Genomic DNA, 24837 nt, shown 5'->3' with positions numbered 1-24837 from the left:
TCGGTTGGACGACAATGGGTGCTGTGCAGAATGATAATCTGTAATAGTTGTATATCAAGATAACTTGTAAGCAAGACAGTTGAAAGGAGTTCGCTCGTGGACGAAGATCGCCATGCTTTATTTGAAAAGCTCTTACAACAATTAGATTTAACCAGTGCGGCCGAGCAACCGTACTTTCAAACAGCTACGATTGACCACTTGACGGTTCATGAACAATCACGGCGGTGGCATTTCTATTTAAATGTGCCCAGTATTTTACCATTTACGGCCTTTGCGGAATTCCAAAACCACCTGCAGATGGCCTTTCGGGAGATTGCAACGGTTGAAAATACCTTTTTAATCGCTGAACCGACGCTCACGAACCGTGCTTTAGGCGACTATTGGCAGTGGGTCGTCAAGAATAGTGGGCTGACCAGCAACTTAATTCAGGAGTTGTGTCAGTCCCAGGTACCGGAACTCGATCCGGATGGCCGGGTACTCTTGTATGCACAAAATGAGGTCGTGAAGGACTTCTTGAGTAATCAGGCGTTAGGGCCAATTGAGGATACCTACCGCAACGCGGGTTTCCCTAAGTTTAATATTCACGTCATGATCGATGAGTCGAGGTCACAAGCTAAGATTGACGAGTTCAAGGCCCGGCAAGAAAAAACGGACGCTCAACTTGCTCAACAGGCTGCGGCGGCCATTGAGAAAGCAAACCAGAAACGACAGAGTCAGGGCGATACACCAGCCGCTGAGGGTCCCACACAGATTGGGAAGACCATTAAGGGTGATCAACCCATCATGCGGATGGTTGACATTGTTCAAGAGGAGCGCTCGGTCATCGTTGAAGGTTACGTCTTTGACAAGGAAGTGCGGAAACTCCGTTCTGGTCGGCAATTGTTGACGATTAAGATCACTGACTATACGTCATCGATCGTGGTCAAAAAGTTCTCCCGCGGCGCCGAAGATGAGGCCCAATTTGCCGGAGTCACCGAAGGAAGCTGGGTCAAGGTTCGGGGAAGTGTCCAAGAGGATAGCTTTATGCGTGATCTGGCACTGAACGCCTACGACATCAACGAAGTTAAACATGCTAGTCGCCAGGACACGGCACCAGCTGATGAGAAACGAGTCGAGCTTCACCTGCACACGACCATGAGTCAGATGGACGCCACCAATCCCATTGAAGATTACGTGAAACAAGCGAAAAAATGGGGCATGCCGGCACTGGCAATTACGGACCACGCCGATGTGCAAGGCTTCCCCGCTGCCTTTAACGCTAGTGCTAAGGCCGGTATTAAGATGCTCTACGGGGTCGAAGCTAACCTAGTGGATGATGGGGTGCCAATTGGATATAACAGCGCACACGTGCCATTAGACGGTGCCACGTACGTCGTCTTTGACGTGGAAACCACCGGATTATCTGCCATTTATGACAAGGTCATTGAATTGTCAGCCGTTAAGATGCAGCACAAGAACGTCATTGACCAGTTTGAAGAGTTCATCGATCCGGGGTTCCCACTATCCGAGCAGACCACGAATTTGACGAGTATCACCGATGACATGGTTGCCGGGTCGAAGTCGGAAGAAGAGGTTTTCAAACTTTTCCGGGAATTCTGTGGCGATGCCATTATCGTTGGGCATAACGTGACGTTTGACGTTGGGTTCATGAATACGGGTTATCAACGGCACGGCATGTCGGAAATCAGTAATCCAATTATCGACACCTTAACGCTGGCGCGGTTCTTGTACCCCACACTAAAGAGTTACCGGTTAAACACGTTGGCCAAGCGATTCCACGTGAGCCTGGAACATCATCACCGGGCGGTCTATGATGCGGAATCGACCGGTCACTTGAACTATCTGTTCTTGAAGGATGCTGAGGACCGTTACGATATCCAGTACCATGATCAGTTGAACGATCACATGACTGATAACGATGCCTATAAACATGCGCGACCGAGTCATGCCATTCTAATTGCGAAGACGCAGGCGGGTCTGAAGAATATGTTCAAGCTGGTTTCTGCTTCCAACGTGGATTATTACTACCGGGTGCCACGAGTACCACGGAGCGTGCTCGACCACTATCGTGAGGGAATCATCGTTGGTTCCGCTTGTTCTTCGGGTGAAGTCTTCACGGCGATGATGCAAAAGGGGCAAGTCGAAGCGGCTGCTAAGGCGAAGTACTACGATTATCTCGAAGTGCAACCTAAAGCGGCTTATCAACCTCTGATTGACTCCGGTTTAATTGCCGATGAGGCAAACCTGAAAGAAATCGTTGGCAATATGGTCAAGCTGGGCCATGACTTGAACAAACCAGTTGTAGCAACGGGGGATGTGCACTACCTGAATCCCGAGGACTACATTTATCGAAAAATTCTGATTCATTCGCAGGGTGGGGCTAACCCGTTGAACCGGCAAGAATTGCCAGATGTGCACTTTTTGACGACCGACGAAATGTTGGCGGACTTTGCCTATTTGGGCGAAGACGTGGCCAAAGAAATCGTCGTGACGAACACGCAGAAGATTGCCAATGATATCGACGAAGTCCATCCTTTGAAGGATAAGCTGTATACGCCTCGAATGGAGGGTGCCGAAGACGAAATTCGGCAACGGACCATGGATACCGCCCATGCATGGTATGGCGATCCACTACCAGAATTGGTCCAGCATCGAGTTGACCGAGAATTGAAGTCGATCATTGGTAACGGGTTCTCCGTGATTTATTTGATTGCCCAACGGTTAGTAGCCAAGTCCAATAAGGATGGGTATTTGGTTGGGTCACGGGGGTCCGTTGGATCCAGTGTTGTGGCGACATTTACCGGAATTACCGAGGTTAATCCCTTGCCGCCACACTACCGCTGTCCTAACTGCCAGTACTCGCACTTCTACACCAAAGGGGAGTACAGTTCGGGATACGATTTACCCGAAAAGAACTGTCCAAAGTGTGGCACGCTGATGATTGGCGATGGGCACAACATTCCGTTCGAAACGTTCTTAGGATTCAAAGGAAACAAGGTTCCTGATATCGATTTGAACTTCTCTGGAGACTACCAACCCATCGCGCATAACTATACCAAAGTTTTGTTCGGTGAGAAGAATGTTTACCGAGCTGGGACGATTGGGACAGTCGCTGATAAGACTGCCTATGGGTACGTGAAGGCTTACGAGCGCGATACGGAACAGACTTTCCGGGGCGCTGAGATTGATCGCCTGGCGAAGGGGGCCACCGGGGTTAAACGGACCACGGGTCAACACCCCGCGGGGATCATCGTTGTGCCAGATTACATGGAGATCTATGACTTTACACCAATCCAGTATCCGGCCGATGATCAGACCGCTGCCTGGCAAACGACCCACTTTGATTTCCATTCGATCCATGATAATATTTTGAAAATCGATATTCTGGGACATGATGACCCGACCATGATTCGGACTTTGCAAGATTTGTCCGGGGTCGATCCGCAGACGATTCCAATGGACGACCCAGGTGTGATGGCCCTGTTCTCCGGTACGGATTCGCTGGGTGTCACACCAGAACAGATCCAGTCTAAGACAGGGACCTTGGGTGTGCCGGAATTTGGGACGCGCTTTGTCCGGGGAATGCTGGAAGAAACCCACCCCAAGAATTACTCGCAGTTGCTCCAAATCTCTGGTCTGTCCCACGGGACGGATGTGTGGTTAGGCAACGCTGAAGAGTTAATCAAGGCAGGAACCGCAACCATTGCTAACGTGATTGGTTGTCGGGATAACATCATGACCGACTTGATCAACTTCGGTCTGGATTCCGAAACCTCCTTCCAAGTAATGGAACACGTGCGGAAGGGTCGCGGGATTCCTGACGAGTGGCAAGAGAAGATGAAACAAACGGACTGTCCGGACTGGTACATTGATTCTTGTCTAAAGATCAAGTACATGTTCCCGCGGGCCCATGCCGCCGCTTATGTCTTGATGGCGTTACGGGTGGCTTACTTTAAGGTTTACTTCCCAATCATTTACTACGCCGCTTACTTTTCCGTCCGGGCTGACGACTTCGATGTTGTGGCCATGTCACAAGGGAAAACGGCTGTGAAGGCAGCGATGAAGGCAATTAATGACCAAGGAATGGATGCGTCGACCAAGGACAAAAACTTGTTGACGGTACTGGAACTGGCCAACGAAATGCTCGAACGTGGCTTCAAGTTCAAGATGATCGATTTGAACCGCTCCGATGCGGCCGATTGGATCATTGATGGCGATACACTAATTGCACCGTTCCAAGCCGCACCAGGGCTGGGGTTGAACGTCGCTAAGCAAATCGTGGCTGCCAGAAACGACCGCCCCTTTATTTCGAAAGAAGACTTGGCTAAACGGGGCAAAGTTTCCAAGACGATTATCGACTTCATGACAGAAAATGGGGTTCTAACTGGGTTACCAGATGAAAACCAGTTGAGCTTGTTTGATGACATGATGTAAGCCGGCCAGGCTACCAAGTTGCCTACTTTTAGGGCTACTGTTGTTGGTAGAACAGGCATGAACCGTACTTTGGAGCTTTCAACCTTTAGTTAACGACCTAAGACTGCCACTGTTATCTGTTTCTATTGGATAGCAGCGGCAGTTTTTTATCGTGTTTTGGAAAAAATTGGCGGTTGTCGCGGACGTAACAGTGACTGCTATAAAAGCGGCACCTCTAGTAGCCGTAGGGCAGTCGACTTTTAACCGATATTGCTGTAAATGAGCTAGCTAAACTCGTATGATTAACCAGTTGTAACCGCTTACAAAACGACTGTTTCATGTTATACTAGTGGTGAGGAATAATAGAACCATTAATAAACTTTACCGAAAGCGGGTGTTCACCATGTTACGGCGATTTGTAGGCTTACCAGATGGGTGGATTTTTCTAGCAGGTTATTGTTTGATTGGTTTGGGATATATTCTGTTCGGCACTCTGGCAACCGTGGCTGCGACCCCATTCTTGGCGTTGGTTGTGGCTTACTTCCTGGCAGCATTTGTACTGACGGTTATCAAGGCTATCAGTTTACGGGCGATGGCAACGACGCGGTTGAACTTTCTGGTGTTTGAGTTTATTACGGCAGCCGGATTCATTTTGCTCCTGCTGACGTGTGAATAGCAGGTGGCGCAATGGTTGCAATCGCCGGAGAACTGGTGTATTCTAGTGTTTGTAGTTAAACTCGTTTTTTAAATGAGTGAGCAGTCAATGCTCACTCTTTTTAATGGAAAAATGTAGGAGGCGGAATTTTTTGAGTACTGTCGTCGAGACCGTAACAGACCTAGCTCAGCCAATCGTGGCGCAGCATCAGTTTGAATTAGTTGACGTTGAATTTGTCAAGGAAGGTAAGAGCTGGTACCTGCGGCTCTACATTGATAAGCCTGGTGGTATCAACATTGAAGAATGCGCGATGGTCAGTGATGAGGTGTCCGAAAAAATGGACTCGCTTGATCCAGATCCTATTCCTCAAGCGTACTTCTTGGAGGTATCTTCACCGGGAGCTGAACGACCGTTAAAGAAGCCGGAAGATTTTGAACGAGCCGTGGGTGATTACATTCACGTTTCGCTGTATCAAAAGATCGGCCAAAGCAAGGTTTATGAAGGAACGTTAGTAACGTTGACGGATGATAGCATGGATCTCAAGGTTAATTTGAAGGGGCGCATTAAGACCCTGACGATTCCTCGCGATGCCATTGCGCAAGCCCGTTTAGCTATCAAGTTCTAACTAAATAAGGAGCGTAGCACACCATGAGTAAAGAATTATTGGGGGCCTTAGACGTCCTCGAAACGGAAAAGGGAATCGACAAACAAATCGTGATCGATGCCCTGGAAGCCGCTTTAGTTTCAGCGTACAAGCGAAACTACGATCAAGCCCAAAACGTTGAAGTCAACTTTGATCAACGGAAGGGTGACATTCACGTTTTTGCTGTGAAGAAGGTCGTTGACCAAGTCTACGATTCACGCTTGGAAGTTAGCTTAGATGAAGCCCTGACGATCAACAAGGGTTATGAACTGGGCGATGACATTAAGTTTGAAGTAACGCCAAAGAACTTTGGTCGTATCGCTGCACAGACGGCTAAACAAGTCATTTTGCAACGGGTTCGAGAAGCTGAACGAAACATCATTTACAACCAATACAGCCAATACGAAAATGAAATCGTTACTGGTGAGGTTGAACGCCAAGATTCTCGTTTCGTTTACGTGAGTTTAGGTAAGGTCGAAGCCGTGATGGGGCGTCAGGATCAAATGCCTAACGAAACGTACCGGATTCATGACCGAATCAAGGTTTACGTGACCCGTGTTGAAAACGCAACGAAGGGCCCACAAGTCTTCGTTAGCCGGACGCACGCCGACTTGTTGAAGCGTTTGTTTGAACAAGAAGTTCCAGAAATTTACGACGGGACCGTGGAAATCATGGCGATCGCGCGTGAAGCTGGTGACCGGGCCAAGGTGGCTGTTCGTTCAAATAATCCTGATATCGACCCAGTGGGAACGAGTGTTGGTCCCCGTGGTCAACGGGTTCAAACCATCGTGAATGAACTTGGTGGCGAAAACATGGATATCGTTGAATGGACTGAAGACGAAGCGAAGTTTATTGCGAACGCTTTGAATCCTGCCGAAGTCTTAGATGTTATCTTTGATCCCAATAACGAACGTGCTTGTGAAGTCGTCGTTCCTGACTATCAATTGTCCCTGGCTATCGGTAAGCGGGGCCAAAATGCCCGTTTAGCCGCTAAGTTAACCGGTTATAAGATTGATATTAAATCAGAATCCGAAGCATCTGCTATAATGGAAGCTGATCAGGAAAATGACGCGTCAGCAGACGTAGCTCCTGATAACGAAGATGTCGCCACTGACGACGTTGAGACGGCTGATGCAGAAGCTACGGTGACGCCAGCTACGGCTGCAGATTCAGTCGCCACTGATGATGCACCTGAAGCCGATGACGCACCTGAGACGGATGCCGCAGAACCAACGAGTGAAACTACCAGCGACGCTGACGACCAAACGGCCGAATAACGTCCACCTTAAGGAGGTTTGGGTCCATGAAACAACGGAAAGTCCCCATGCGCAAGGATATTGTGACCGGGGAAATGGCGCCCAAGAAGCAATTGGTCCGCATTGTCCGGAACCAAGAACAAGAGGTTAGTATCGATCCGACCGGCAAGCAGTCTGGCCGTGGCGCCTACATCAGTTTAGATGTGGCCATCGCTAAGAAAGCTAAGCAGGAACGGACTTTCGACCATACCTTTGGCGTTAAAATCGATGATCAATTCTACGATGATCTCATTGCGTACGTTGACCATCAGCAAGCACGGCGGGAATTATTTAACAATGACTAATTCTGAGCGCGCTTTACAATTGTTGGGGTTGGTTCGGCGAGCAGGTAAGCTGGTCACCGGCGAATCCTTTGTCTTAGCTGCTGTGCGTGACGGTTCTGCGAAACTTGTGTTAATGGCCAGTGATGCTGGTAAGACAAGTCAAAAACAGTTTCGTGACAAAACAACGAGCTACGATGTCCCATTGAATGAATCGTTTACCAAAGACCAGTTGAGCACGGCCATCGGGTCGGCGCGCACGGTCATTGCCATTACTGATCCGGGATTTGTCCGGAAGTTACACCAACTATTAGAGTAGCCACCTGACGTTCTCGTGATCGGTAGAATATGAAGGAGAGTGAAGATATGGGGAAAAAGCGAATTTATGAACTCGCCAAAGAAATTAATGTCTCCAGTAAACAGATCATCGCGAAGGCCGAAGAAAAAGGCTTTCCGGTGAAAAACCATATGTCAACGCTCGGCGAGAACGAAGAACGTCAGTTACGGGCTGCTTTTCAACCAAAGCAGTCAACCTCTAAAGCAACATCCTCGGCCAAACAACCCGTGAAAATGCAGGCTGCTCGGCCGGCTAACCACAGCAACGGGACGGGGAACCAGACGACCCATAAGGCAACTGCTAATGGCGGCAACAGTCATCAGGGGAAGCCAGCCAATAGCCGGCCGCACAGTAACAACAGTAATAATGGTGCGGCCAGTGGTAACCGAAATGCTAGTGGGAACAATAATCAACAACGGAACAACAATAAAAATAATGGCCAGACCGGCAGTAATCACAGTGAACAACACAATACCGGTACCGGCAGATTTGGTGGAAGCTTGAATAATAATACAAATAATAGTAATGGTCGGCGGAGTAGCAATAGCAGCAACAGTCGCGGGGGCCGGAATAACCGGAACAACCGCAATAACCGTCGCCGAAACAATAATAATAACCGTTATAAGAAGAATCAACGGATTAAAGATACGAACCAACACAAGGGCGCACCAGAACGTAAGAACAAGGCTTTACCAGAAGTCTTAGTCTATACGGATGGCATGAACGCGCAAGACTTGGCAAAGATCTTACACCGTTCTTCAGCTGAAATTGTGAAGAAACTCTTCATGTTGGGTGTCATGGTCAACCAAAACCAATCCTTGGACAAGGATACGATTGAAGTCTTAGCGGACGACTATGGTATCGAAGCACAAGAAAAGGTTGAAGTCGACGTTAGTGATATCGACAAGTTCTTTGACGCCGAAATGGCTAACAAGGATCACCAAGTATCACGGGCACCTGTCGTTACGATCATGGGTCACGTTGACCATGGGAAGACGACGTTGCTGGATCATTTGCGTCATTCTCACATTACTGAGGGTGAAGCCGGTGGGATCACACAGGCCATTGGGGCTTACCAAGTCCACTACAATGACAAGCTAATTACCTTCTTGGATACGCCAGGACATGCGGCCTTTACCGAAATGCGGGCGCGTGGTGCCGAAATTACCGACATCACCGTGCTGGTCGTGGCTGCCGATGATGGTGTCATGCCACAAACCATCGAAGCCATTCACCATGCGAAGGCTGCGGGGACACCAATCATCGTTGCCGTGAACAAGATCGATAAGCCGGGTGCTAACCCGAACCACGTCATGGAACAACTGACGGAATACGAATTGATTCCTGAAGACTGGGGTGGCGACACCATCTTCGTTGAAATTTCTGCGAAGTTTGGGAAGAACATCGACGAATTGCTCGACATGATCTTACTTCAATCCGAAGTGCTTGAATTGAAGGCTAACCCTGTTCAAAATGGTGCTGGTAGTGTGATCGAAGCACGTTTGGATCAAGGCCAAGGTTCCGTTGCAACCTTATTGGTTCAACAAGGAACCCTGCACGTTGGGGACCCAATCGTGGTTGGGAATACCTTTGGTCGTGTCCGGACGATGGTCAACGAACGTGGTCGGCGGATCAAAGATGCCGTACCTTCTACGCCAGTTGAAATCACCGGGTTAAATGATGTGCCAGAAGCCGGCGACCGGTTTGTCGTCTTTGATGACGAAAAGACGGCCCGGGCAGCTGGTGAAGAACGGGCCAAGGAAGCCTTGGTCAAGGAACGTGGTAACACCAGCCATGTGACGTTGGACAACCTCTTCGATTCCCTTAAGGAAGGCGAAATGAAGGAAGTTGACGTCATCATCAAGGCTGACGTTCAAGGTTCCGTTGAAGCCTTAGCTGGTAGTTTGAAGAAGATCGATGTTTCCGGTGTTCGGGTCAACATTATTCACTCCGCCGTTGGGGCTATCAATGAAAGTGACGTTACTCTGGCTGAAGCCTCAGACGCCATCATCATTGGGTTCAACGTTCGGCCAACACCACAGGCCCGGGCACAAGCCGATGGCGACAAGGTCGACATTCGCTTGCACAACGTCATCTACAACGCCATCGATGAAATCGAGACGGCGATGAAGGGGATGCTGGAACCAACCTACGAAGAAGAAGTTATCGGTGAAATTGAAGTTAAGGATATTTTCCATGCTTCTAAAGTCGGTACAATCGTCGGTGGGATGGTTACCGAAGGCTACGTGACGTCAGATAGTGACGTTCGCTTGATTCGTGATGGCGTTGTCATCTACGAAGGTAAGCTGGGCAGTCTGAAGCGTTTCAAGGACGACGTCAAGCAAGTTAAGATGGGTTATGAACTAGGATTGACTATCGAGAACTACAACGACATCAAGGTAGACGACGTTATCGAAGCCTACGTGATGAAGGAAGTTCCCGTTAAATAAAGATTCGGAGGCAAAACGTCTATGGCACAATATCGAGTTGGCCGGTTGGAACAAGAGATCCAACGGGAAGTTACGGATATTTTACTAAAGCGTGTCCGCGATCCGCGGGTCGAGGGTGTCACCGTTACTGGTGTGGAAGTCACTGGTGACTTGCAGCAAGCCACAATTTACTACAGCATTTTATCAGACAAGGCGTCTTCTGCTGAGAAGACCCAACAGGGACTCAATAAGGCCACTGGTTTGATTCGCTCTGAATTGGGCTCACGCTTAAGCATCTATAAGACACCAGAACTGACTTTCGAACAGGATTCGTCAGTCCGTTATGGGAGTCATATCGATGAACTCTTAAATGAACTTCATCACCGCGAGTAATTGCGGTCGTTAAAAGGCATTGGTCGGTGATGATCAATGCCTTTTTTGAACCAAAATTTGGAAGTTGGTGGTCGTCGCAGTTTTCAGGAGAGTTGTCAATCACCAGCCGATAACCCCTGGGGATCACTCGTCGAAGATTAACCCGTTGCCAAATCTGGGGCGGAATGTGGCGGGAAGAATGGCCAAAGTAGCGAGGAAATAGGAAATTGTGGTAAACTAAATGTTACGCCGTGTACGGTTTTTTTAGCAATGCACATGATCGTATTTTAGCTGTCAGTTCAAGTGTGGCAGATGACCTAAACGAATGATTAAGAAGATAAGAAGCGGAGGCACCATCATGGACGGGATTATTCCCCTGTACAAAGAACGTGGCTTGACCAGTTTTGACTGCGTTGCTAAGCTGCGTCACATTTTACACACGAAGAAAGTCGGTCATAGTGGGACGTTAGATCCTAGCGTCGATGGCGTTTTGCCGATCTGTATCGGTTCAGCAACGAAGGTTGTGCCTTATCTGATGGGATCCGGAAAGATGTACCGGGGAACCGTCACGCTAGGGTTAGCCACGACTACGGAAGATCTTGACGGTGACGTGATTGATCGACAACCACTGACGCAGCCGTTCACGTTGGCACAGTTGACTGCAGCCACGACCAAATTGACTGGGACGATTCAACAAACACCACCGATGTACTCGGCGGTCAAGGTGAATGGTCGTAAGTTGTATGAGTATGCCAGAGCTGGTGAGACCGTTGAACGGCCAACCAGGACCATTACCGTGGAGCACTTTTCGTTGACAGATGCGGGGACGTTTGACGCTGCAGCTGGGACGCAAACGGTGGCATTTGAAGTGGCGTGCTCCAAGGGGACGTATGTCCGGACACTTGCCGTTGATTTAGGCCGTCAGTTAGGTGTACCAGCTGTCATGGCTTCTTTAACGCGTCATAAGAGTGGCGGCTTTACGTTGGCCCAGACGGTGACCTTGGCGCAAGTTGAGGCCGCGATGGCTGCGGATGACCTGAGTACGATTCTACGGCCCATCGATTATGCCCTGCAAGATTACCCCCATGTCGCCCTCTCCGATAAGCTGTGGGGGCTGGTCAAAAATGGTGTTTTCCTAACGCCAGAGGAAATGGCCAGTACGGCGCCAGTCGTCGCGTTGACCTACCAGGGCCGGACTAAGTGCCTTTACCAGTGGGTGCCAGAAAAAAAGCAATATAAACCACTAAAAATGTTTACGGTTAATTAATTCTCAGTAAAGGAAGTTCACCATGGAAGTTATACGCATACATCATCCATTAGATTCACGTCAGATTCCTGATGAGCCAGTTGTCCTCGCCATGGGATTCTTTGATGGCGTTCACTTGGGTCATCAGGCGGTCATTGAACGGGCAAAAATGATTGCTCAGGCCAAGGGTGTCAAGTTAGCCGTATTGACCTACGACCATCATCCGGCACTGGTCTATCGGCCGCTGGAAGCCGATGACCGTAAATACTTAAGCACGACGGACCGCAAACTGCATCAGTTGGACCGGTTGGGCGTTGACCGGGTCTTTTTGGTCAACTATACCGGTGAGTTTGCTTCCCAGACGCCACAACAGTTCGTTGATCACTACCTGATTGGGTTTCATACGATCGTGGCTGTGGCGGGTTTTGATCACACGTATGGAAAAAAGGATGTGGCCACAATGGCACGGTTGCCTGAATACGCTCAGGACCGTTTTGAGGTCGTCACGGTTGCGGAAAAGGCTAGTGGTCATGAAAAAATCAGCTCTAGCCGCATTCGTCAAGCCATGAAGGCTGGTGACATTGATAAGGTCAACCAGTTGCTGGGCTACACGTATCGCTCAAATGGCCTCGTCGTTCATGGTGAAGCCCGGGGCCGCACGATTGGTTATCCCACGGCTAACGTGATGACGCCAGAAAATGAGTGGATCCCTGGAATTGGTATTTACACGGCACGGCTAAAAGTTGGGGCCATCTGGTATCCTGGAATGGTCTCTGTCGGTCGAAACGTGACCTTCGGCGATGATCGCCCCATTACGGTTGAAATGAACCTGCTTGACTTTCAGGGTAATCTATATGGGGAACCGGTCGAAGTGGAGTGGCACCACCGGTTACGGGGCGAAATTAAGTTTGCTGGCGTGGACCCGTTGGTTGTGCAATTAAAGCAAGATGAAGCAGCGACGCGTGAGTACTTTCAAGGCGTGGCCAACAAAATTTAGGAATGACTGAAGTGATGATCTTGATGGCCGAATAGGTTGATGAGGATGGTCACTTTTTTGATTGGTCATGGCAAAGGCGGTACGGCAGCGTGTCAACCGGAGATTGGGAGTTGATAGATTAGTGGCGAAGTCGTGACCATTTAGGTAGAATGGCACGGTTAACCTACAGGTGAGCAGGTTTAAGTGCCATGGGTCGAGCTTAAACGGGGGAGGTTACCTAGAAAAAGTCACGGTGGTTATGGCTTATGGCGAAGTTAATCAGAGTTGGAACCCGGTTGCTTTAATGAAAATAAGGTTAACTCGAAAGCAAAAAGAACTTTTTTAGCACTTAATAGCCGAGATTGCTAAAAAGTCTACCAGATTTCTTGACTTCAAAACCGGGTTTTGCTACATTATATATGTGTCTTAGCACTTGTATTGTTTGAGTGCTAAAAAAGGGGTGATTGTGATGCTTTCAGAAAGACAAATGATGATTCTGCGAGCCGTTGTCCGCGACTTTACTAACACCGGGGTTCCGGTGGGGTCAAAGGCACTAGCCAAGCAGTTGCCCATCCACGTAAGCTCAGCGACAATTCGTAATGAGATGGCGGCGTTGGAAGAATTGGGCCTGATTAAAAAGACCCACTCGTCTTCTGGCCGAATTCCTTCAGTTGAAGGCTACCGGTATTACGTTGACCATCTCGTCAAGCCGGATCCATTGCGACCCAACGATATGGACGTGATTCAATCGTCGTTAGGCGGGGATTTTCATAAGATTGACGAAATTATTTCGCAGTCCGCGACAATTCTGTCTAACCTGACGAGTTACACAGCGTTCACCTTGAAGCCGGAGTTGAAGGACAGTCGCCTCAGTGGATTTCGTTTAGTCCCATTGGGGAAACGGCAAGTGATGGCCATTCTCGTGACCGATAGTGGTGATGTGGAGAACCAAACATTTGACGTCAACGAGTCCGTCACTGGTGACCAGTTGGAGGCGGTCGTCCGTTTGATCAATGATCAATTGGTCGGCTTGACCTTACCAGAAGTGGTGAAGAAGTTACAGGCGGATATTCCGATGAAGATCGCCAATTATCTACAGAGTCCACAAGGGTTCTTGGATATCTTTGGGGATGTTTTGACCAGGGCAGCCCAAGAACGCTTCTACGTTGGCGGGCGGCTCAATCTACTGAACTTCTCTCAGGATAGCGATGTGGATTCACTGAAGTCGTTGTACTCGTTGATCGACAAGACCGACGACATCGCTAATGTCTTAGGTCGACCGGACGATAAGATCTCCGTTCAGATCGGTAATGAGATGACCAACGATGCGTTACGGAACTTCAGTTTGATCACCGCCACTTACGATGTGAACCAGCATGGCCGTGGCATGATTGCCATTCTAGGGCCCACGCGAATGCCTTATTCGCGAATGCTGGGAATTGTCGGTGCGTTTCGTGAAGAGCTCGCGAAAAAACTACTGGATTACTACCGGTTTTACGACGAGTAAAGAAAGGGAGGTTTTATCGTGGCTGACAAGCAACAACCGTCCACTGATGACCAAACGGCGACTAAAGCCGCCGCACAGCAATCCGCTGGCAAAGCCAAGGATGCGCAAGCAAAAGACCAACCAAAGACCGACTCGAAGGCCGCTACTGAAGCTGCTAAGCCAGTAGCAACGGCTGCCGAGGTCGCTGCACTGAAACAAAAGGCAAGTGACTTTGAAGATAAGTATCTTCGGGCCGAAGCCGAAGTGCAGAACATGCAGACTCGTTTCCAAAAGGAACAAGCCACGTTGATCAAGTATGATGGTCAGCAACTCGCTAAAGATGTGCTTCCCGTGATCGACAATTTGGAACGCGCTTTAGCGGTGGAGGCAACGGAAGATACCGCCGCACAGCTGAAGAAGGGTGTCCAGATGACTTATGATCATTTGGAGGATGCTTTGAAGCGAAACAACGTGACGGAAATTTCCGCCATCGGTCAAAAGTTTGATCCAACGCAGCACCAAGCCGTCCAGTCGGTCCCCGTTGAAGCGGGACAAACGGCTGATACCGTGGTGAAGGTGCTCCAGAAGGGTTATCTATTGAAGGACCGAGTTCTTCGACCAGCAATGGTCGTCGTTGCACAATAAATTTATAAATAAACTATAAAAGAGGGAATTTTTGATGGCAAGTAACAAGATTATTGGGATTGACTTAGGGACGACTAACTCAGCCGTTGCCGTTCTTGAAGGTAGTACCCCGAAGATTATCGCGAACAAGGAAGGCGCTCGGACGACGCCATCCGTTGTTGCATTCAAAGATGGTGAAACGCAGGTTGGGGAAGTTGCCAAGCGGCAAGCAATCACCAACCCAAACACGATTTCATCGATCAAGAGTCACATGGGTGAATCCGGCTACAAAGTTACTGTTGATGGTAAGGATTACTCCCCAGAACAAGTTTCTGCGATGATCTTACAACACTTGAAGGCCTTCGCTGAAGACTACATTGGTGACACGGTTGACAAGGCCGTTATCACGGTGCCAGCTTACTTCAACGATGCCCAACGGCAAGCCACCAAAGATGCCGGTAAAATCGCTGGGTTGAACGTTGAACGGATCATCAACGAACCAACGGCCGCTGCCTTAGCTTATGGCTTGGACAAGCAAGACAAAGATGAAAAAGTCATGGTTTACGACCTTGGTGGTGGGACATTTGATGTGTCTGTCCTGGACTTAGGTGATGGTGTCTTTGACGTTCTGTCTACGAACGGGGATACCCATTTAGGTGGGGACGACTTTGACCAAAAGATCATGGATTGGTTAATTGCCGGCTTCAAGGAAGAAAACGGTGTCGACTTATCCAAGGACAAGATGGCAACGCAACGGTTGAAGGATGCTGCTGAAAAGGCCAAGAAGGACCTTTCTGGTGTGACTGAAGCACAAATCAGTTTGCCATTTATCTCAGCTGGTGCTAACGGTCCTTTGCATTTGGAAAAGAGCTTGAGCCGGGCTAAGTTCAACGAATTGACCGCTGACTTAGTTGAAAAGACGCGGATCCCTGTTGAAAATGCGTTGAAGGATGCTGACTTACAGGCTAGCGACATTGACGTTGTTATCTTAAACGGTGGTTCCACGCGGATTCCAGCCGTTCAAGAAGCCGTTGAAAAGTGGACAGGTAAGGAATCTAACCACTCTATCAACCCTGACGAAGCCGTTGCCTTAGGTGCCGCCGTTCAAGGTGGGGTCATCACCGGTGACGTGAAGGATGTTGTTTTGCTTGATGTGACGCCATTATCCTTGGGGATTGAAACCATGGGTGGTGTCTTCACGAAGCTGATCGACAGAAACACGACGATTCCAACCAGCAAGTCACAAGTCTTCTCAACGGCCGCTGATAACCAACCAGCCGTTGATATCCATGTCTTACAAGGTGAACGGCCAATGGCTGCTGACAACAAGACGTTGGGTAACTTCCAGCTGACTGACATTCCTGCTGCCCCTCGTGGTGTTCCTCAAATCCAAGTTACTTTCGATATCGATAAGAACGGGATCGTTAACGTTTCCGCTAAGGATATGGGCACGAACAAGGAACAAAAGATTACGATCAAGAGTTCCGATGGCCTTTCCGACGACGAAATCGAAAAGATGATGAAGGAAGCTAAGGAAAACGAAGCTGCCGACAAGAAGCGTAAGGAAGAAGTCGACACTAAGAACGAAGTCGACCAATTACTCTTCCAGACGGACAAGACGTTGAAAGACGTTAAGGATAAGGTTTCTGATGATGAAATCAAGAAGGCTGAAGATGCTCGTGATGCCTTAAAGAAGGCCCAAGAAGCCAACAACCTTGATGACATGAAGACTAAGAAGGACGATTTGACGAAGATCATCCAAGACCTCTCCGTCAAGCTGTATCAACAAGCCCAACAAGCACAAGGTGCTCAGGGTGGTGCTGATGCGGGTGCTGCTGGTCAAGCTAGCGGCGACGCTAAGAGCGATGGTAAGGATGGCGACACCGTTGACGGTGACTTCCACGAAGTTAACGACGACGATAAGAAGTAATCCGTTCCATTGGCTTAAGAGAGTTCAGACAAGAAGTCAGAGTCCGTGGGGCTTTGGCTTTTTGTTTCGAGTATGCTATTCTTACTAGTAGCGAAAAATTTCGGAATGGATTGGGAGGAAAAAGATGGCGCAATCGGATTTATATGGCGTATTAGGCGTTGCAAAGGATGCCAGCCAAGCAGAAATCAAGAAAGCCTATCGGCATTTGTCAAAGAAGTATCATCCAGATTTGAACAAAGCCCCAGACGCGGCTGAAAAGTTCAAAGAGGTTCAGGATGCCTATGATGTTTTAGGTGACGAACAAAAACGGGCTAACTATGACCAATATGGATCAGCCGATGGCGCTCAAGGCGGCTTTGGTGGTTTCGGTGGCGGTCAACAAGGCGGCTTCAGCGGTGGCTTTGGTGGCGGTGGTTTCGATGATATTTTCAACCAATTCTTTGGTGGCGGCGGTGGCCAGCGGAATCCTAACGCGCCACGGCCTGGTCGGGACCTTCAGTACCAGATGGACTTGAAGTTTGAAGAAGCCATCTTTGGGAAGAAGACGAAGATCAAGTACAACCGGGAAGCCCAGTGTCATACCTGTGGTGGTAACGGTGCCAAGCCAGGAACCTCACCCGTGACGTGTTCTCGGTGTAATGGATCTGGCTATGTGACAACGGTAACCAACACACCGTTGGGCCGGATGCAGAGTCAACAACCTTGCCCGGTTTGTCACGGAACTGGTAAAGAAATCAAGGAAAAGTGCCCCACTTGTGGCGGTTCTGGTCATGAAGAAGAACGGCATGAAGTTGAAGTTACCATCCCTGCAGGGGTCGATGACGGTCAACAAATGCGGTTACAGGGTCAAGGTGAAGCCGGTCAAAACGGTGGGAGCTATGGGGACCTCTTCATTATCTTCCAAGTAGAACCAAGCAAGGACTTCCGGCGAGACGGCACAGAAATCTACTTTAATCAGGAGATTTCGTTCGTTCAAGCGACGTTGGGTGACGACGTGACGGTCAAGACGGTTCATGGTGATGTCAAGCTCAAGGTGCCAGCTGGAACGCAAGGTGGGACGACCTTCCGTCTGCACGGTAAGGGAGCGCCTCGTTTGCGTGGTAATGGCAACGGGGATGAACACGTGACGGTCAAGGTCGTTACCCCTAAGAACCTGAACAAAGGGCAACGGGATGCTTTACGTGACTTTGCGAAGGCTAGTGGCGAAAATGTCACAGGGAGTGGCAAAGGTAACTTATTTAACAAAATGCGCGATAAATTCAACGAAAATTAGTCAACAAACGAAAGTGCGATAATGACTAATCTATCAAGGCTGCTGAAGATTTTCAGTGGCCTTTTTTGTGTCCCACAAGTAAACTCAGTTTTTTGAAAATAAAAGAAAACATTAAGGTTGAGTAGTGTTGTTTGCAATCCCTTGGTAGCAATGATAACCTCAGAATATAGGGAGTGTGGCAGGGGCCACAAATCTCCTCTTCAGGGCCGAATCATTCGTCGGAAAAATGGATTCCGGACTTGAGGATCGATCGGTAGTCAGCTTCGGGGGACGAATGAGCTGGCAAATTTTGGGGGTGAATTTCATGAGAGCAAAGTGGCTGGCTTTTTGGCATCAGCCAGTGGTAGCGTTCATTGGTTGGACCGCATTCTACTTTGTGATTTTGATGGCTTTAGTTTATTTATACGGTTACAGTGGGTTAAACAACTCGACATTTATTTACAACGAGTTCTAGTTGAGGGGTCAACAACTAACCATGTAATCGAGGAGTCTTTGGGGGGGATAGATAATGATTAGAAATATGATCACGGCGATCGACGAAATCGCTGTACGTGATCCGCAACGGATTGCTTATGATGATTTAGGACACACGAACACTTACGGTGAATTAAAACAACGCTCTGACGCTTTGGCAGCCCACCTGGACGGTTTAGCTTTGCCTCGTGAGGCACCCATTATGGTGTTTGGTGGCCAGACGTTCGATATGATGGCGACCTTCTTAGGGGTCGTTAAAAGTGGCCATGCCTATGCACCAATTGACACGCATTCGCCGCTGGAACGAGTGACGACAATCAATGAAATTGCCCAACCGGCTGCAGCAATCGCTGTGAGCGAGTTGCCAACAACTTTAGGAGCAACACCGGTGATCACACCGAGTGCGTTAGCTGAGATTTTTGATCAGACCGTTGACTATCAGGTCGACCATGGCGTAACCGATGATGAGAACTACTACATCATCTTTACGTCGGGCACGACGGGTAAGCCTAAAGGGGTTCAAATTTCACATGCTAATCTGTTGAGCTACGTCAATTGGATGCTGAGTGATGACTTTGATTTACCAGCAGCTCCACGGACGCTCTCACAGGCACCCTATTCGTTTGACTTATCCGTGATGGACTGGGGGCCGACATTAGCCGCTGGTGGCACACTGGTGGCATTACCGAAGGTCGTTACCGATAACTTCAAGCAATTATTTGAGACTTTACCAACGATGAACTTAAACGTGTGGGTATCCACGCCATCCTTCGTGGATATTTGCTTAATGGAACCGTCATTTGACGCGGCTCATTATCCAAACTTAAGCCGCTTTCTGTTCTGTGGTGAAGAATTAACGCACGCCACGGCACAGAACTTACACAAGCGGTTCCCAGCAGCACGGATTTTCAACACGTATGGGCCAACGGAAACGACGGTTGCCGTGACGCAGGTTGAAATTACGGCACAAATTTTAGCCGATTATCCGCGCTTACCAATCGGGTATGCTAAGGATGATACGGAGATCATGGTGGTCGATGACCAACTTAACCCAGTGCCTGCGGGAACTGAAGGCGAGTTGCTGATCTGTGGACCATCGATGTCCAAGGGGTACCTAAACAATCCAGAGAAGACAGTTAAGGCCTTTGTGCCACTAAACGGGCGGACCGTTTACCGGGCAGGAGACTTAGGTGTCCAATTGGATAATGGGTTGATTATGTATCGTGGACGAACAGATTTTCAGATTAAGTTACATGGTTACCGAATCGAACTGGAAGAGGTCAACCATTACCTGTCACAAGAAGATCATATTCAAGTGGGGGTTGCAGTACCACGGTATGACCGGAACCATAAGGTCAGTCAATTGATTGCCTGGGTCGTTCCGGCCGACCATAACTTTGATAGTGAATTAGCTTTAACTAAGGCGATTAAGGAAAATTTACAGGGCGGTGACATGATGGAATACATGATTCCACAACGTTTCGTCTACAAAGAAAGCCTACCGATGACTCCCAACGGCAAGGTTGATATTAAATCCATTATTGCCGAGGTCAATCAGTAATGTTGACGTTTGAACCTTACGGCAACCCAACGTATTTCGCCTTGTTGGGCGTGGCATTATTGCCACTGATGATTGGTCTCCTGTACGGCAAACGGTCACGCTTGTACGAAACGTTGATTTCAATCTTCTTCTTGGTCTTAACCTTTGGGGGTTCGAAATGGACCCAAGGGGTGGCCTTGATCATCTACATTTTGTACGAGGTGGGATTGACCTGGGGGTATGCCGTTTACCGGAGGCATAAAAATTCAGGACCGTTCTTCTATCTAATGGTCATTCTGGCCATTGCACCGCTAACCATTGTCAAGGTGACACCGGCCGTCGAAAATGGGCAGTCGTCACTGATCGGCTTCCTGGGAATCAGTTACCTGACGTTCCGGGCGGTTCAGACCATTATGGAGACGCGGGATGGCACGTTAAAGAACTACAATCTGATGACGTTCCTGCAATTTATGCTCTTCTTCCCAACGATTTCTTCAGGACCGATTGACCGTTACCGGCGGTTTGAAAAAGATTACCGGTCCGTGCCAAGTCGTGAACAATATTTGGGAATGTTACAAAAGGGTATTCGCTATATTTTTGTTGGGTTTCTGTACAAATTCGTTCTGGCGTACTACTTTGGAACGATGCTGATGCCGAAGCTTCAACTGATGGCGATGCACTCGCGCGGCGGGTTCTTGGACCTGTCCTGGCCAGTGGTCGGGTACATGTATGCGTACAGTGCCGACTTGTTCTTTGACTTTGCGGGGTATTCGTTGTTTGCGGTCGGGACATCCTATATTATGGGGATTGCCACACCGATGAACTTCAATCAACCCTGGCGGTCACCGAACATCAAGGACTTCTGGAATCGGTGGCACATTACCTTGTCCTTCTGGTTCCGTGACTTTATCTACATGCGACTGGTCTTCTGGTTCATGAAGCATAAGATCTTTAAGAAGCCGACCACGACCGCTAACGTGACCTACATTATTAACATGTTAGTCATGGGGTTCTGGCACGGGGTGACGTGGTACTATATCGCTTACGGCCTGTTCCACGGGGTAGCATTAATGGTCAACGATATGTGGTTGCGCTACAAGAAGAAACATCGTAAGAGCATTCCACATAACGGTTTCACCCAGATTTTCGCGATCTTCTTGACCGCCAACCTGGTCTGCTTTAGCTTCCTGATCTTTTCGGGATTACTCAACAAATTGTGGTTCAACTAACTTAGGTTATTAATTTCATCGAGGGGGAAATTATCATGGATATCAAAGAAACTGTATTGGAAATTTTGAACGATTTAACGGGGAACGATGTTAGTGGCGCAATGGACGACAACCTGTTTGATAGCGGGTTACTCGACTCCATGGGGTCCGTACAACTCTTATTGCAATTACAAAGTGAACTGGACGTTACCGTGCCAGTTTCTGAATTTGAGCGGTCAGAGTGGGACACGCCCAACAAGATCATTGCGAAAGTGGAAAGCCTGGCCTAGCCAATGGCAAAGCGACTTCTACGGATCTTTGGTCCGTTAATACTCGCGGCAATTCTGGTTTTTGCGGTGTTGGCAATGCCCGTCAAGTTGGGCCTTAGTAAGGTCAGTGCGAATCGGGAACGCCAAGCGGCCGTCTCACTTTCTCCGAATGTGATGAAGGGCAAGTACATTAAGGACGCAGCGTTAAAGGGCAAATATGTCCCATTCTTTGGGTCATCAGAATGGTCACGGTTTGACCCGTTGCATCCGTCCGTCTTAGCTCAGAAGTACAATCGAAGTTACCGACCGTTTCTACTTGGTGCGCGGGGATCACAATCCCTGACTCAATACTTTGTTATGCAAAATATTCAGAGTGAATTGCGCAACAAGAAGGCTGTCTTTGTGATTTCACCGCAATGGTTTGTTAAAGATGGGACGCGTAAGGATGCCTTTGGGTATTACTACTCACAACTGCAAACGACTGAGTGGTTGACCCATTTCCGGCACGATGCCATTGATCAGTACGCGGCAAAACGGCTGTTACAGATGCCAGTAGCCAACTCGGATCACTTTATCTACCAGGCCTTGCAACAGGTTGCAGCGGGGAAGAATTTGACTAAGTATCAACGTTTTTACTTGCAAACACGCAAGAATATGTTGACCCACGAGGATCAATTCTTCTCAGGTATTGACCTACCATCGCAAAACTTGAACCGAGTCAACCAGCAAGCCAAGAAGTTACCCACTCATTATTCTTACTCGGCACTGGATGAACTTGGTGGTCAGATTGGGAAAGCAGAAACGGGAAACAACCCATTCCGAATCAGTGATAAGTTTTATAATCACGGGTTGAAACAGGAACTGAAGAAGGGAAAGTTGAAGGGCTTCCAGAAGAACTTGTCTTATACCGAGTCGCCGGAATTCGCAGACTTTCAACTTTGCCTGGATCAATTTGCCCGCTTGAACACGAACGTCATGTTTATTATTCCGCCAATCAATGCTAAGTGGCAGAAGTACACAGGGTTGTCCGCGTCAATGTTGAAGCAATTTGACCAGAAGATTCACTATCAATTACAATCGCAAGGGTTCAACAACATCGTTGACCTGAGCGACAAGGGGAACGTGCCGTACTTTATGACCGACACGATTCACTTGGGCTGGCGTGGTTGGCTGGCAGTCGACAAGCGGGTTGACCCGTTCTTGACCAAGCAACAGCCACAACCATCCTATTCGATTAGTGATAAGTTCTATTCAACGAAGTGGCAAAACTTGGCACCGTCTCAATTGAAACAGTATGAAAATAACACGAAGTAAATGTGTGAAGAAAACGGGTTTCTGCCAATGATGGTGGGAACCCGTTTTATTAGCCTTGAGATTTGGTCAACGTTACACTGCTGAAGTGACTTGCAGTCAGCCGGCTAACGTCAAGTTTGTATTTAGGGCGGCTGGTTTGGTATAATTGTCCAGACATGGCGTTTAAGAAAGTAGGAAATCAACATGGATCTTGAGAAATTAAAAAACCATCAAAAATACATTCGCAACTTTTCCATTGTGGCACATATTGACCACGGGAAATCAACGTTAGCGGACCGCATCTTGGAGCTAACGGATACCATCTCCAAGCGCGATATGCAAGATCAAGTGTTGGATAACATGGACCTTGAGCGTGAACGGGGAATTACCATCAAGCTGAACGCGGTGGAATTGACTTATCACGCTAAGGATGGCCATGACTATGAGTTTCATTTGATCGACACCCCAGGACACGTAGACTTCTCCTATGAGGTCTCACGGAGTCTGGCAGCGTGTGAAGGGGCCATCTTGGTCGTTGATGCTGCCCAAGGGGTCGAGGCGCAGACGTTAGCCAACGTGTACTTGGCGTTGGACGACAACCTGGAAATCGTGCCCGTCGTAAATAAAATTGATTTGCCAGCCGCTGATCCAGAAAAGGTTAAGCAAGAAATCGAAGATGTGATCGGTTTGGATGCCTCCGATGCCGTACTGGCCAGCGCCAAAAAGGGGATTGGGATTCCAGAACTTCTGGAACAGATCGTCCATAAGGTGCCGGCGCCAACTGGTGCTTTGGACGCGCCCTTGAAGGCCTTGGTCTTTGACTCGGTCTATGACGATTACCGGGGAGTTGTGCTGAGCGTGCGGCTCTTTGAAGGGACGGTTCAACCGGGCGATAAGATTCGTCTAATGAACAGCGGAAGCGAATATGAGGTGACCGAGGTCGGCGTTAACTCGCCAAAGCCAATCTCTAGGGATAACCTGATTGCGGGTGACGTGGGTTATATCACGGCCAGCATTAAGGATATTACCGACACCCGGGTTGGGGACACGGTTACCAACGCCGCTGATCCAGCCGAAAAGGCCTTGCCAGGTTACCGGGAGATGAGTCCCATGGTGTATGCCGGGCTGTACCCAACTGACAACGCTAAGTTGAATGACTTGCGTGAGGCTTTGGAAAAGTTGAAGCTAAACGATGCTGCGTTGGAGTTTGAGCCAGAAGCTTCACAAGCCTTAGGATTTGGGTTCCGGTGTGGGTTCTTAGGGATGCTGCACATGGACGTTATTCAGGAACGGCTTGAACGGGAATTCGATTTAGACTTGATTACCACGGCCCCATCCGTAACGTACCACGCATACTTGACGGACGGCGGGATGAAGGAAGTTGAAAACCCAGCAGAAATGCCAGAGGCTTCCGCCATCAAACGAATCGAGGAACCGGTGGTCAAGGCAACGATTATGGCGCCTAACGATTACGTGGGGGCCGTCATGGAGCTCTGCCAACATCGTCGGGGCCAATTCCTGACGATGGAGTACTTGGACGACTACCGGGTGAACATCATCTACAACATGCCGTTGTCAGAAATCATCTTTGACTTCTTTGATAAGCTGAAGTCCAGCACGCGGGGGTACGCGTCATTGGACTACGAAATGAATGGTTATCAGGCAGCCGACTTGGTTAAAATCGATCTGTTGCTGAATGGCGACAAGGTCGATGCGCTGAGCTTCATTGCCCACCGGACATTCGCCGCAGCTCGGGGTCGTGAAATTGCGTCCCGCTTGAAGAAGATCATTCCACGCCAAAACTTCGAAATTCCAGTGCAAGCGGCCATTGGGGCAAAAATCATTGCCCGGACGACCATCAAGGCCTACCGGAAAGATGTGACTGCCAAACTTTATGGTGGTGACCGTACCCGGCGGATGAAGTTGCTGGAGAAACAGAAGGTTGGTAAGAAGCGCATGAAGGCTGTCGGCAAGGTCGATATCCCGCAGGAAGCGTTCATGGCAGTTTTGAAGACTGATGAGGATGAAACTGAGTAATAAACAGCAGTCCATATTGGGTATGATTTTGCCTAATGGAGACTGCTTTTTATTGA

The 24837-nt window shown here is 48.8% G+C and carries 20 protein-coding genes; all 20 read left to right on the top strand.

What is annotated here, in order from left to right:
• Window positions 1-96: 96 nt before the first annotated feature.
• On the top strand, window positions 97-4434 hold the full coding sequence (locus tag FAY32_RS09175) for a PolC-type DNA polymerase III (protein ID WP_143463143.1): 4338 nt from the start codon (window positions 97-99) through the stop codon (window positions 4432-4434).
• Between the two features lie 382 nt (window positions 4435-4816).
• The gene (locus tag FAY32_RS09170) at window positions 4817-5089 is read left to right on the top strand and encodes a hypothetical protein (protein ID WP_143463142.1); all 273 of its coding nucleotides are present in this window, start codon (window positions 4817-4819) and stop codon (window positions 5087-5089) included.
• 130 nt (window positions 5090-5219) lie between these two features.
• Window positions 5220-5693, top strand: coding sequence for a ribosome maturation factor RimP (rimP, locus tag FAY32_RS09165; RefSeq protein WP_143463141.1), 474 nt, complete (start codon window positions 5220-5222; stop codon window positions 5691-5693).
• Between the two features lie 23 nt (window positions 5694-5716).
• Complete coding sequence (gene nusA, locus FAY32_RS09160) at window positions 5717-6988, top strand: transcription termination factor NusA (RefSeq protein ID WP_143463140.1); 1272 nt, start codon at window positions 5717-5719, stop codon at window positions 6986-6988.
• 26 nt (window positions 6989-7014) lie between these two features.
• A complete protein-coding gene (gene rnpM, locus FAY32_RS09155) occupies window positions 7015-7311 on the top strand; it encodes an RNase P modulator RnpM (protein ID WP_143463139.1) in 297 nt (98 codons plus the stop codon).
• Window positions 7304-7606, top strand: a complete 303-nt coding sequence (locus tag FAY32_RS09150) for a L7Ae/L30e/S12e/Gadd45 family ribosomal protein (RefSeq protein WP_143463138.1) — start codon at window positions 7304-7306, stop codon at window positions 7604-7606. The genes rnpM and FAY32_RS09150 overlap by 8 nt, the downstream gene beginning before the upstream one ends.
• Window positions 7607-7653: 47 nt before the next feature.
• Complete coding sequence (gene infB / locus FAY32_RS09145) at window positions 7654-10074, top strand: translation initiation factor IF-2 (RefSeq protein WP_143463137.1); 2421 nt, start codon at window positions 7654-7656, stop codon at window positions 10072-10074.
• 21 nt (window positions 10075-10095) lie between these two features.
• Window positions 10096-10446, top strand: a complete 351-nt coding sequence (rbfA, locus tag FAY32_RS09140; RefSeq protein WP_048735925.1) for a 30S ribosome-binding factor RbfA — start codon at window positions 10096-10098, stop codon at window positions 10444-10446.
• Between the two features lie 337 nt (window positions 10447-10783).
• Window positions 10784-11692, top strand: coding sequence for a tRNA pseudouridine(55) synthase TruB (gene truB, locus FAY32_RS09135; protein ID WP_143463136.1), 909 nt, complete (start codon window positions 10784-10786; stop codon window positions 11690-11692).
• A gap of 22 nt (window positions 11693-11714) precedes the next feature.
• Window positions 11715-12668, top strand: coding sequence for a riboflavin biosynthesis protein RibF (gene ribF / locus FAY32_RS09130; RefSeq protein ID WP_143463135.1), 954 nt, complete (start codon window positions 11715-11717; stop codon window positions 12666-12668).
• 448 nt (window positions 12669-13116) lie between these two features.
• Window positions 13117-14154: a heat-inducible transcriptional repressor HrcA gene (gene hrcA, locus FAY32_RS09125; RefSeq protein ID WP_143463134.1), complete on the top strand. Its 1038-nt coding sequence runs from the start codon at window positions 13117-13119 to the stop codon at window positions 14152-14154.
• An 18-nt stretch (window positions 14155-14172) separates the two neighbouring features.
• The gene (gene grpE / locus FAY32_RS09120) at window positions 14173-14778 is read left to right on the top strand and encodes a nucleotide exchange factor GrpE (RefSeq protein ID WP_143463133.1); all 606 of its coding nucleotides are present in this window, start codon (window positions 14173-14175) and stop codon (window positions 14776-14778) included.
• A gap of 34 nt (window positions 14779-14812) precedes the next feature.
• Window positions 14813-16687 (top strand): molecular chaperone DnaK, encoded by a 1875-nt coding sequence (dnaK, locus tag FAY32_RS09115; protein ID WP_143463132.1) that lies wholly within the window; start codon window positions 14813-14815, stop codon window positions 16685-16687.
• Window positions 16688-16811: 124 nt separating this feature from the next.
• Window positions 16812-17960 carry a molecular chaperone DnaJ gene (dnaJ, locus tag FAY32_RS09110; protein ID WP_143463131.1) on the top strand — a complete coding sequence of 383 codons (1149 nt, stop codon included), beginning with the start codon at window positions 16812-16814 and terminating at the stop codon, window positions 17958-17960.
• A 304-nt stretch (window positions 17961-18264) separates the two neighbouring features.
• A complete protein-coding gene (locus FAY32_RS09105) occupies window positions 18265-18414 on the top strand; it encodes a teichoic acid D-Ala incorporation-associated protein DltX (RefSeq protein WP_125685746.1) in 150 nt (49 codons plus the stop codon).
• A gap of 54 nt (window positions 18415-18468) precedes the next feature.
• On the top strand, window positions 18469-19995 hold the full coding sequence (dltA, locus tag FAY32_RS09100) for a D-alanine--poly(phosphoribitol) ligase subunit DltA (RefSeq protein WP_143463130.1): 1527 nt from the start codon (window positions 18469-18471) through the stop codon (window positions 19993-19995).
• Window positions 19995-21203 (top strand): D-alanyl-lipoteichoic acid biosynthesis protein DltB, encoded by a 1209-nt coding sequence (dltB, locus tag FAY32_RS09095; RefSeq protein ID WP_143463129.1) that lies wholly within the window; start codon window positions 19995-19997, stop codon window positions 21201-21203. Before dltA ends, dltB begins: the two co-directional genes overlap by 1 nt.
• A 35-nt stretch (window positions 21204-21238) precedes the next feature.
• The gene (gene dltC / locus FAY32_RS09090; RefSeq protein ID WP_143463128.1) at window positions 21239-21472 is read left to right on the top strand and encodes a D-alanine--poly(phosphoribitol) ligase subunit DltC; all 234 of its coding nucleotides are present in this window, start codon (window positions 21239-21241) and stop codon (window positions 21470-21472) included.
• A 3-nt stretch (window positions 21473-21475) separates the two neighbouring features.
• Window positions 21476-22765, top strand: coding sequence for a D-alanyl-lipoteichoic acid biosynthesis protein DltD (dltD, locus tag FAY32_RS09085; protein ID WP_143463127.1), 1290 nt, complete (start codon window positions 21476-21478; stop codon window positions 22763-22765).
• Between the two features lie 183 nt (window positions 22766-22948).
• On the top strand, window positions 22949-24781 hold the full coding sequence (lepA, locus tag FAY32_RS09080; protein ID WP_143463126.1) for a translation elongation factor 4: 1833 nt from the start codon (window positions 22949-22951) through the stop codon (window positions 24779-24781).
• The last annotated feature ends 56 nt before the right edge of the window (window positions 24782-24837 follow it).

Origin of the sequence: Levilactobacillus enshiensis (genome assembly GCF_007115095.1) — a bacterium.
In the GTDB taxonomy this organism is placed as follows: domain Bacteria; phylum Bacillota; class Bacilli; order Lactobacillales; family Lactobacillaceae; genus Levilactobacillus; species Levilactobacillus enshiensis.
This window is presented reverse-complemented; position numbering and strand designations above follow the sequence as displayed.

Bases quoted from the DNA above. Each gene is read 5' to 3' on its own strand.
- dnaK (WP_143463132.1), top strand. From the start codon at position 14,813: ATGGCAAGTAACAAGATTATTGGGATTGACTTAGGGACGACTAACTCA.
- FAY32_RS09105 (WP_125685746.1), top strand. From the start codon at position 18,265: ATGAGAGCAAAGTGGCTGGCTTTTTGGCATCAGCCAGTGGTAGCGTTC.
- dltB (WP_143463129.1), top strand. From the start codon at position 19,995: ATGTTGACGTTTGAACCTTACGGCAACCCAACGTATTTCGCCTTGTTG.
- nusA (WP_143463140.1), top strand. From the start codon at position 5,717: ATGAGTAAAGAATTATTGGGGGCCTTAGACGTCCTCGAAACGGAAAAG.
- FAY32_RS09150 (WP_143463138.1), top strand. From the start codon at position 7,304: ATGACTAATTCTGAGCGCGCTTTACAATTGTTGGGGTTGGTTCGGCGA.
- rnpM (WP_143463139.1), top strand. From the start codon at position 7,015: ATGAAACAACGGAAAGTCCCCATGCGCAAGGATATTGTGACCGGGGAA.
- truB (WP_143463136.1), top strand. From the start codon at position 10,784: ATGGACGGGATTATTCCCCTGTACAAAGAACGTGGCTTGACCAGTTTT.
- hrcA (WP_143463134.1), top strand. From the start codon at position 13,117: ATGCTTTCAGAAAGACAAATGATGATTCTGCGAGCCGTTGTCCGCGAC.
- infB (WP_143463137.1), top strand. From the start codon at position 7,654: ATGGGGAAAAAGCGAATTTATGAACTCGCCAAAGAAATTAATGTCTCC.
- rbfA (WP_048735925.1), top strand. From the start codon at position 10,096: ATGGCACAATATCGAGTTGGCCGGTTGGAACAAGAGATCCAACGGGAA.
- ribF (WP_143463135.1), top strand. From the start codon at position 11,715: ATGGAAGTTATACGCATACATCATCCATTAGATTCACGTCAGATTCCT.
- dltA (WP_143463130.1), top strand. From the start codon at position 18,469: ATGATTAGAAATATGATCACGGCGATCGACGAAATCGCTGTACGTGAT.
- dltC (WP_143463128.1), top strand. From the start codon at position 21,239: ATGGATATCAAAGAAACTGTATTGGAAATTTTGAACGATTTAACGGGG.
- dnaJ (WP_143463131.1), top strand. From the start codon at position 16,812: ATGGCGCAATCGGATTTATATGGCGTATTAGGCGTTGCAAAGGATGCC.
- lepA (WP_143463126.1), top strand. From the start codon at position 22,949: ATGGATCTTGAGAAATTAAAAAACCATCAAAAATACATTCGCAACTTT.
- dltD (WP_143463127.1), top strand. From the start codon at position 21,476: ATGGCAAAGCGACTTCTACGGATCTTTGGTCCGTTAATACTCGCGGCA.
- FAY32_RS09170 (WP_143463142.1), top strand. From the start codon at position 4,817: ATGTTACGGCGATTTGTAGGCTTACCAGATGGGTGGATTTTTCTAGCA.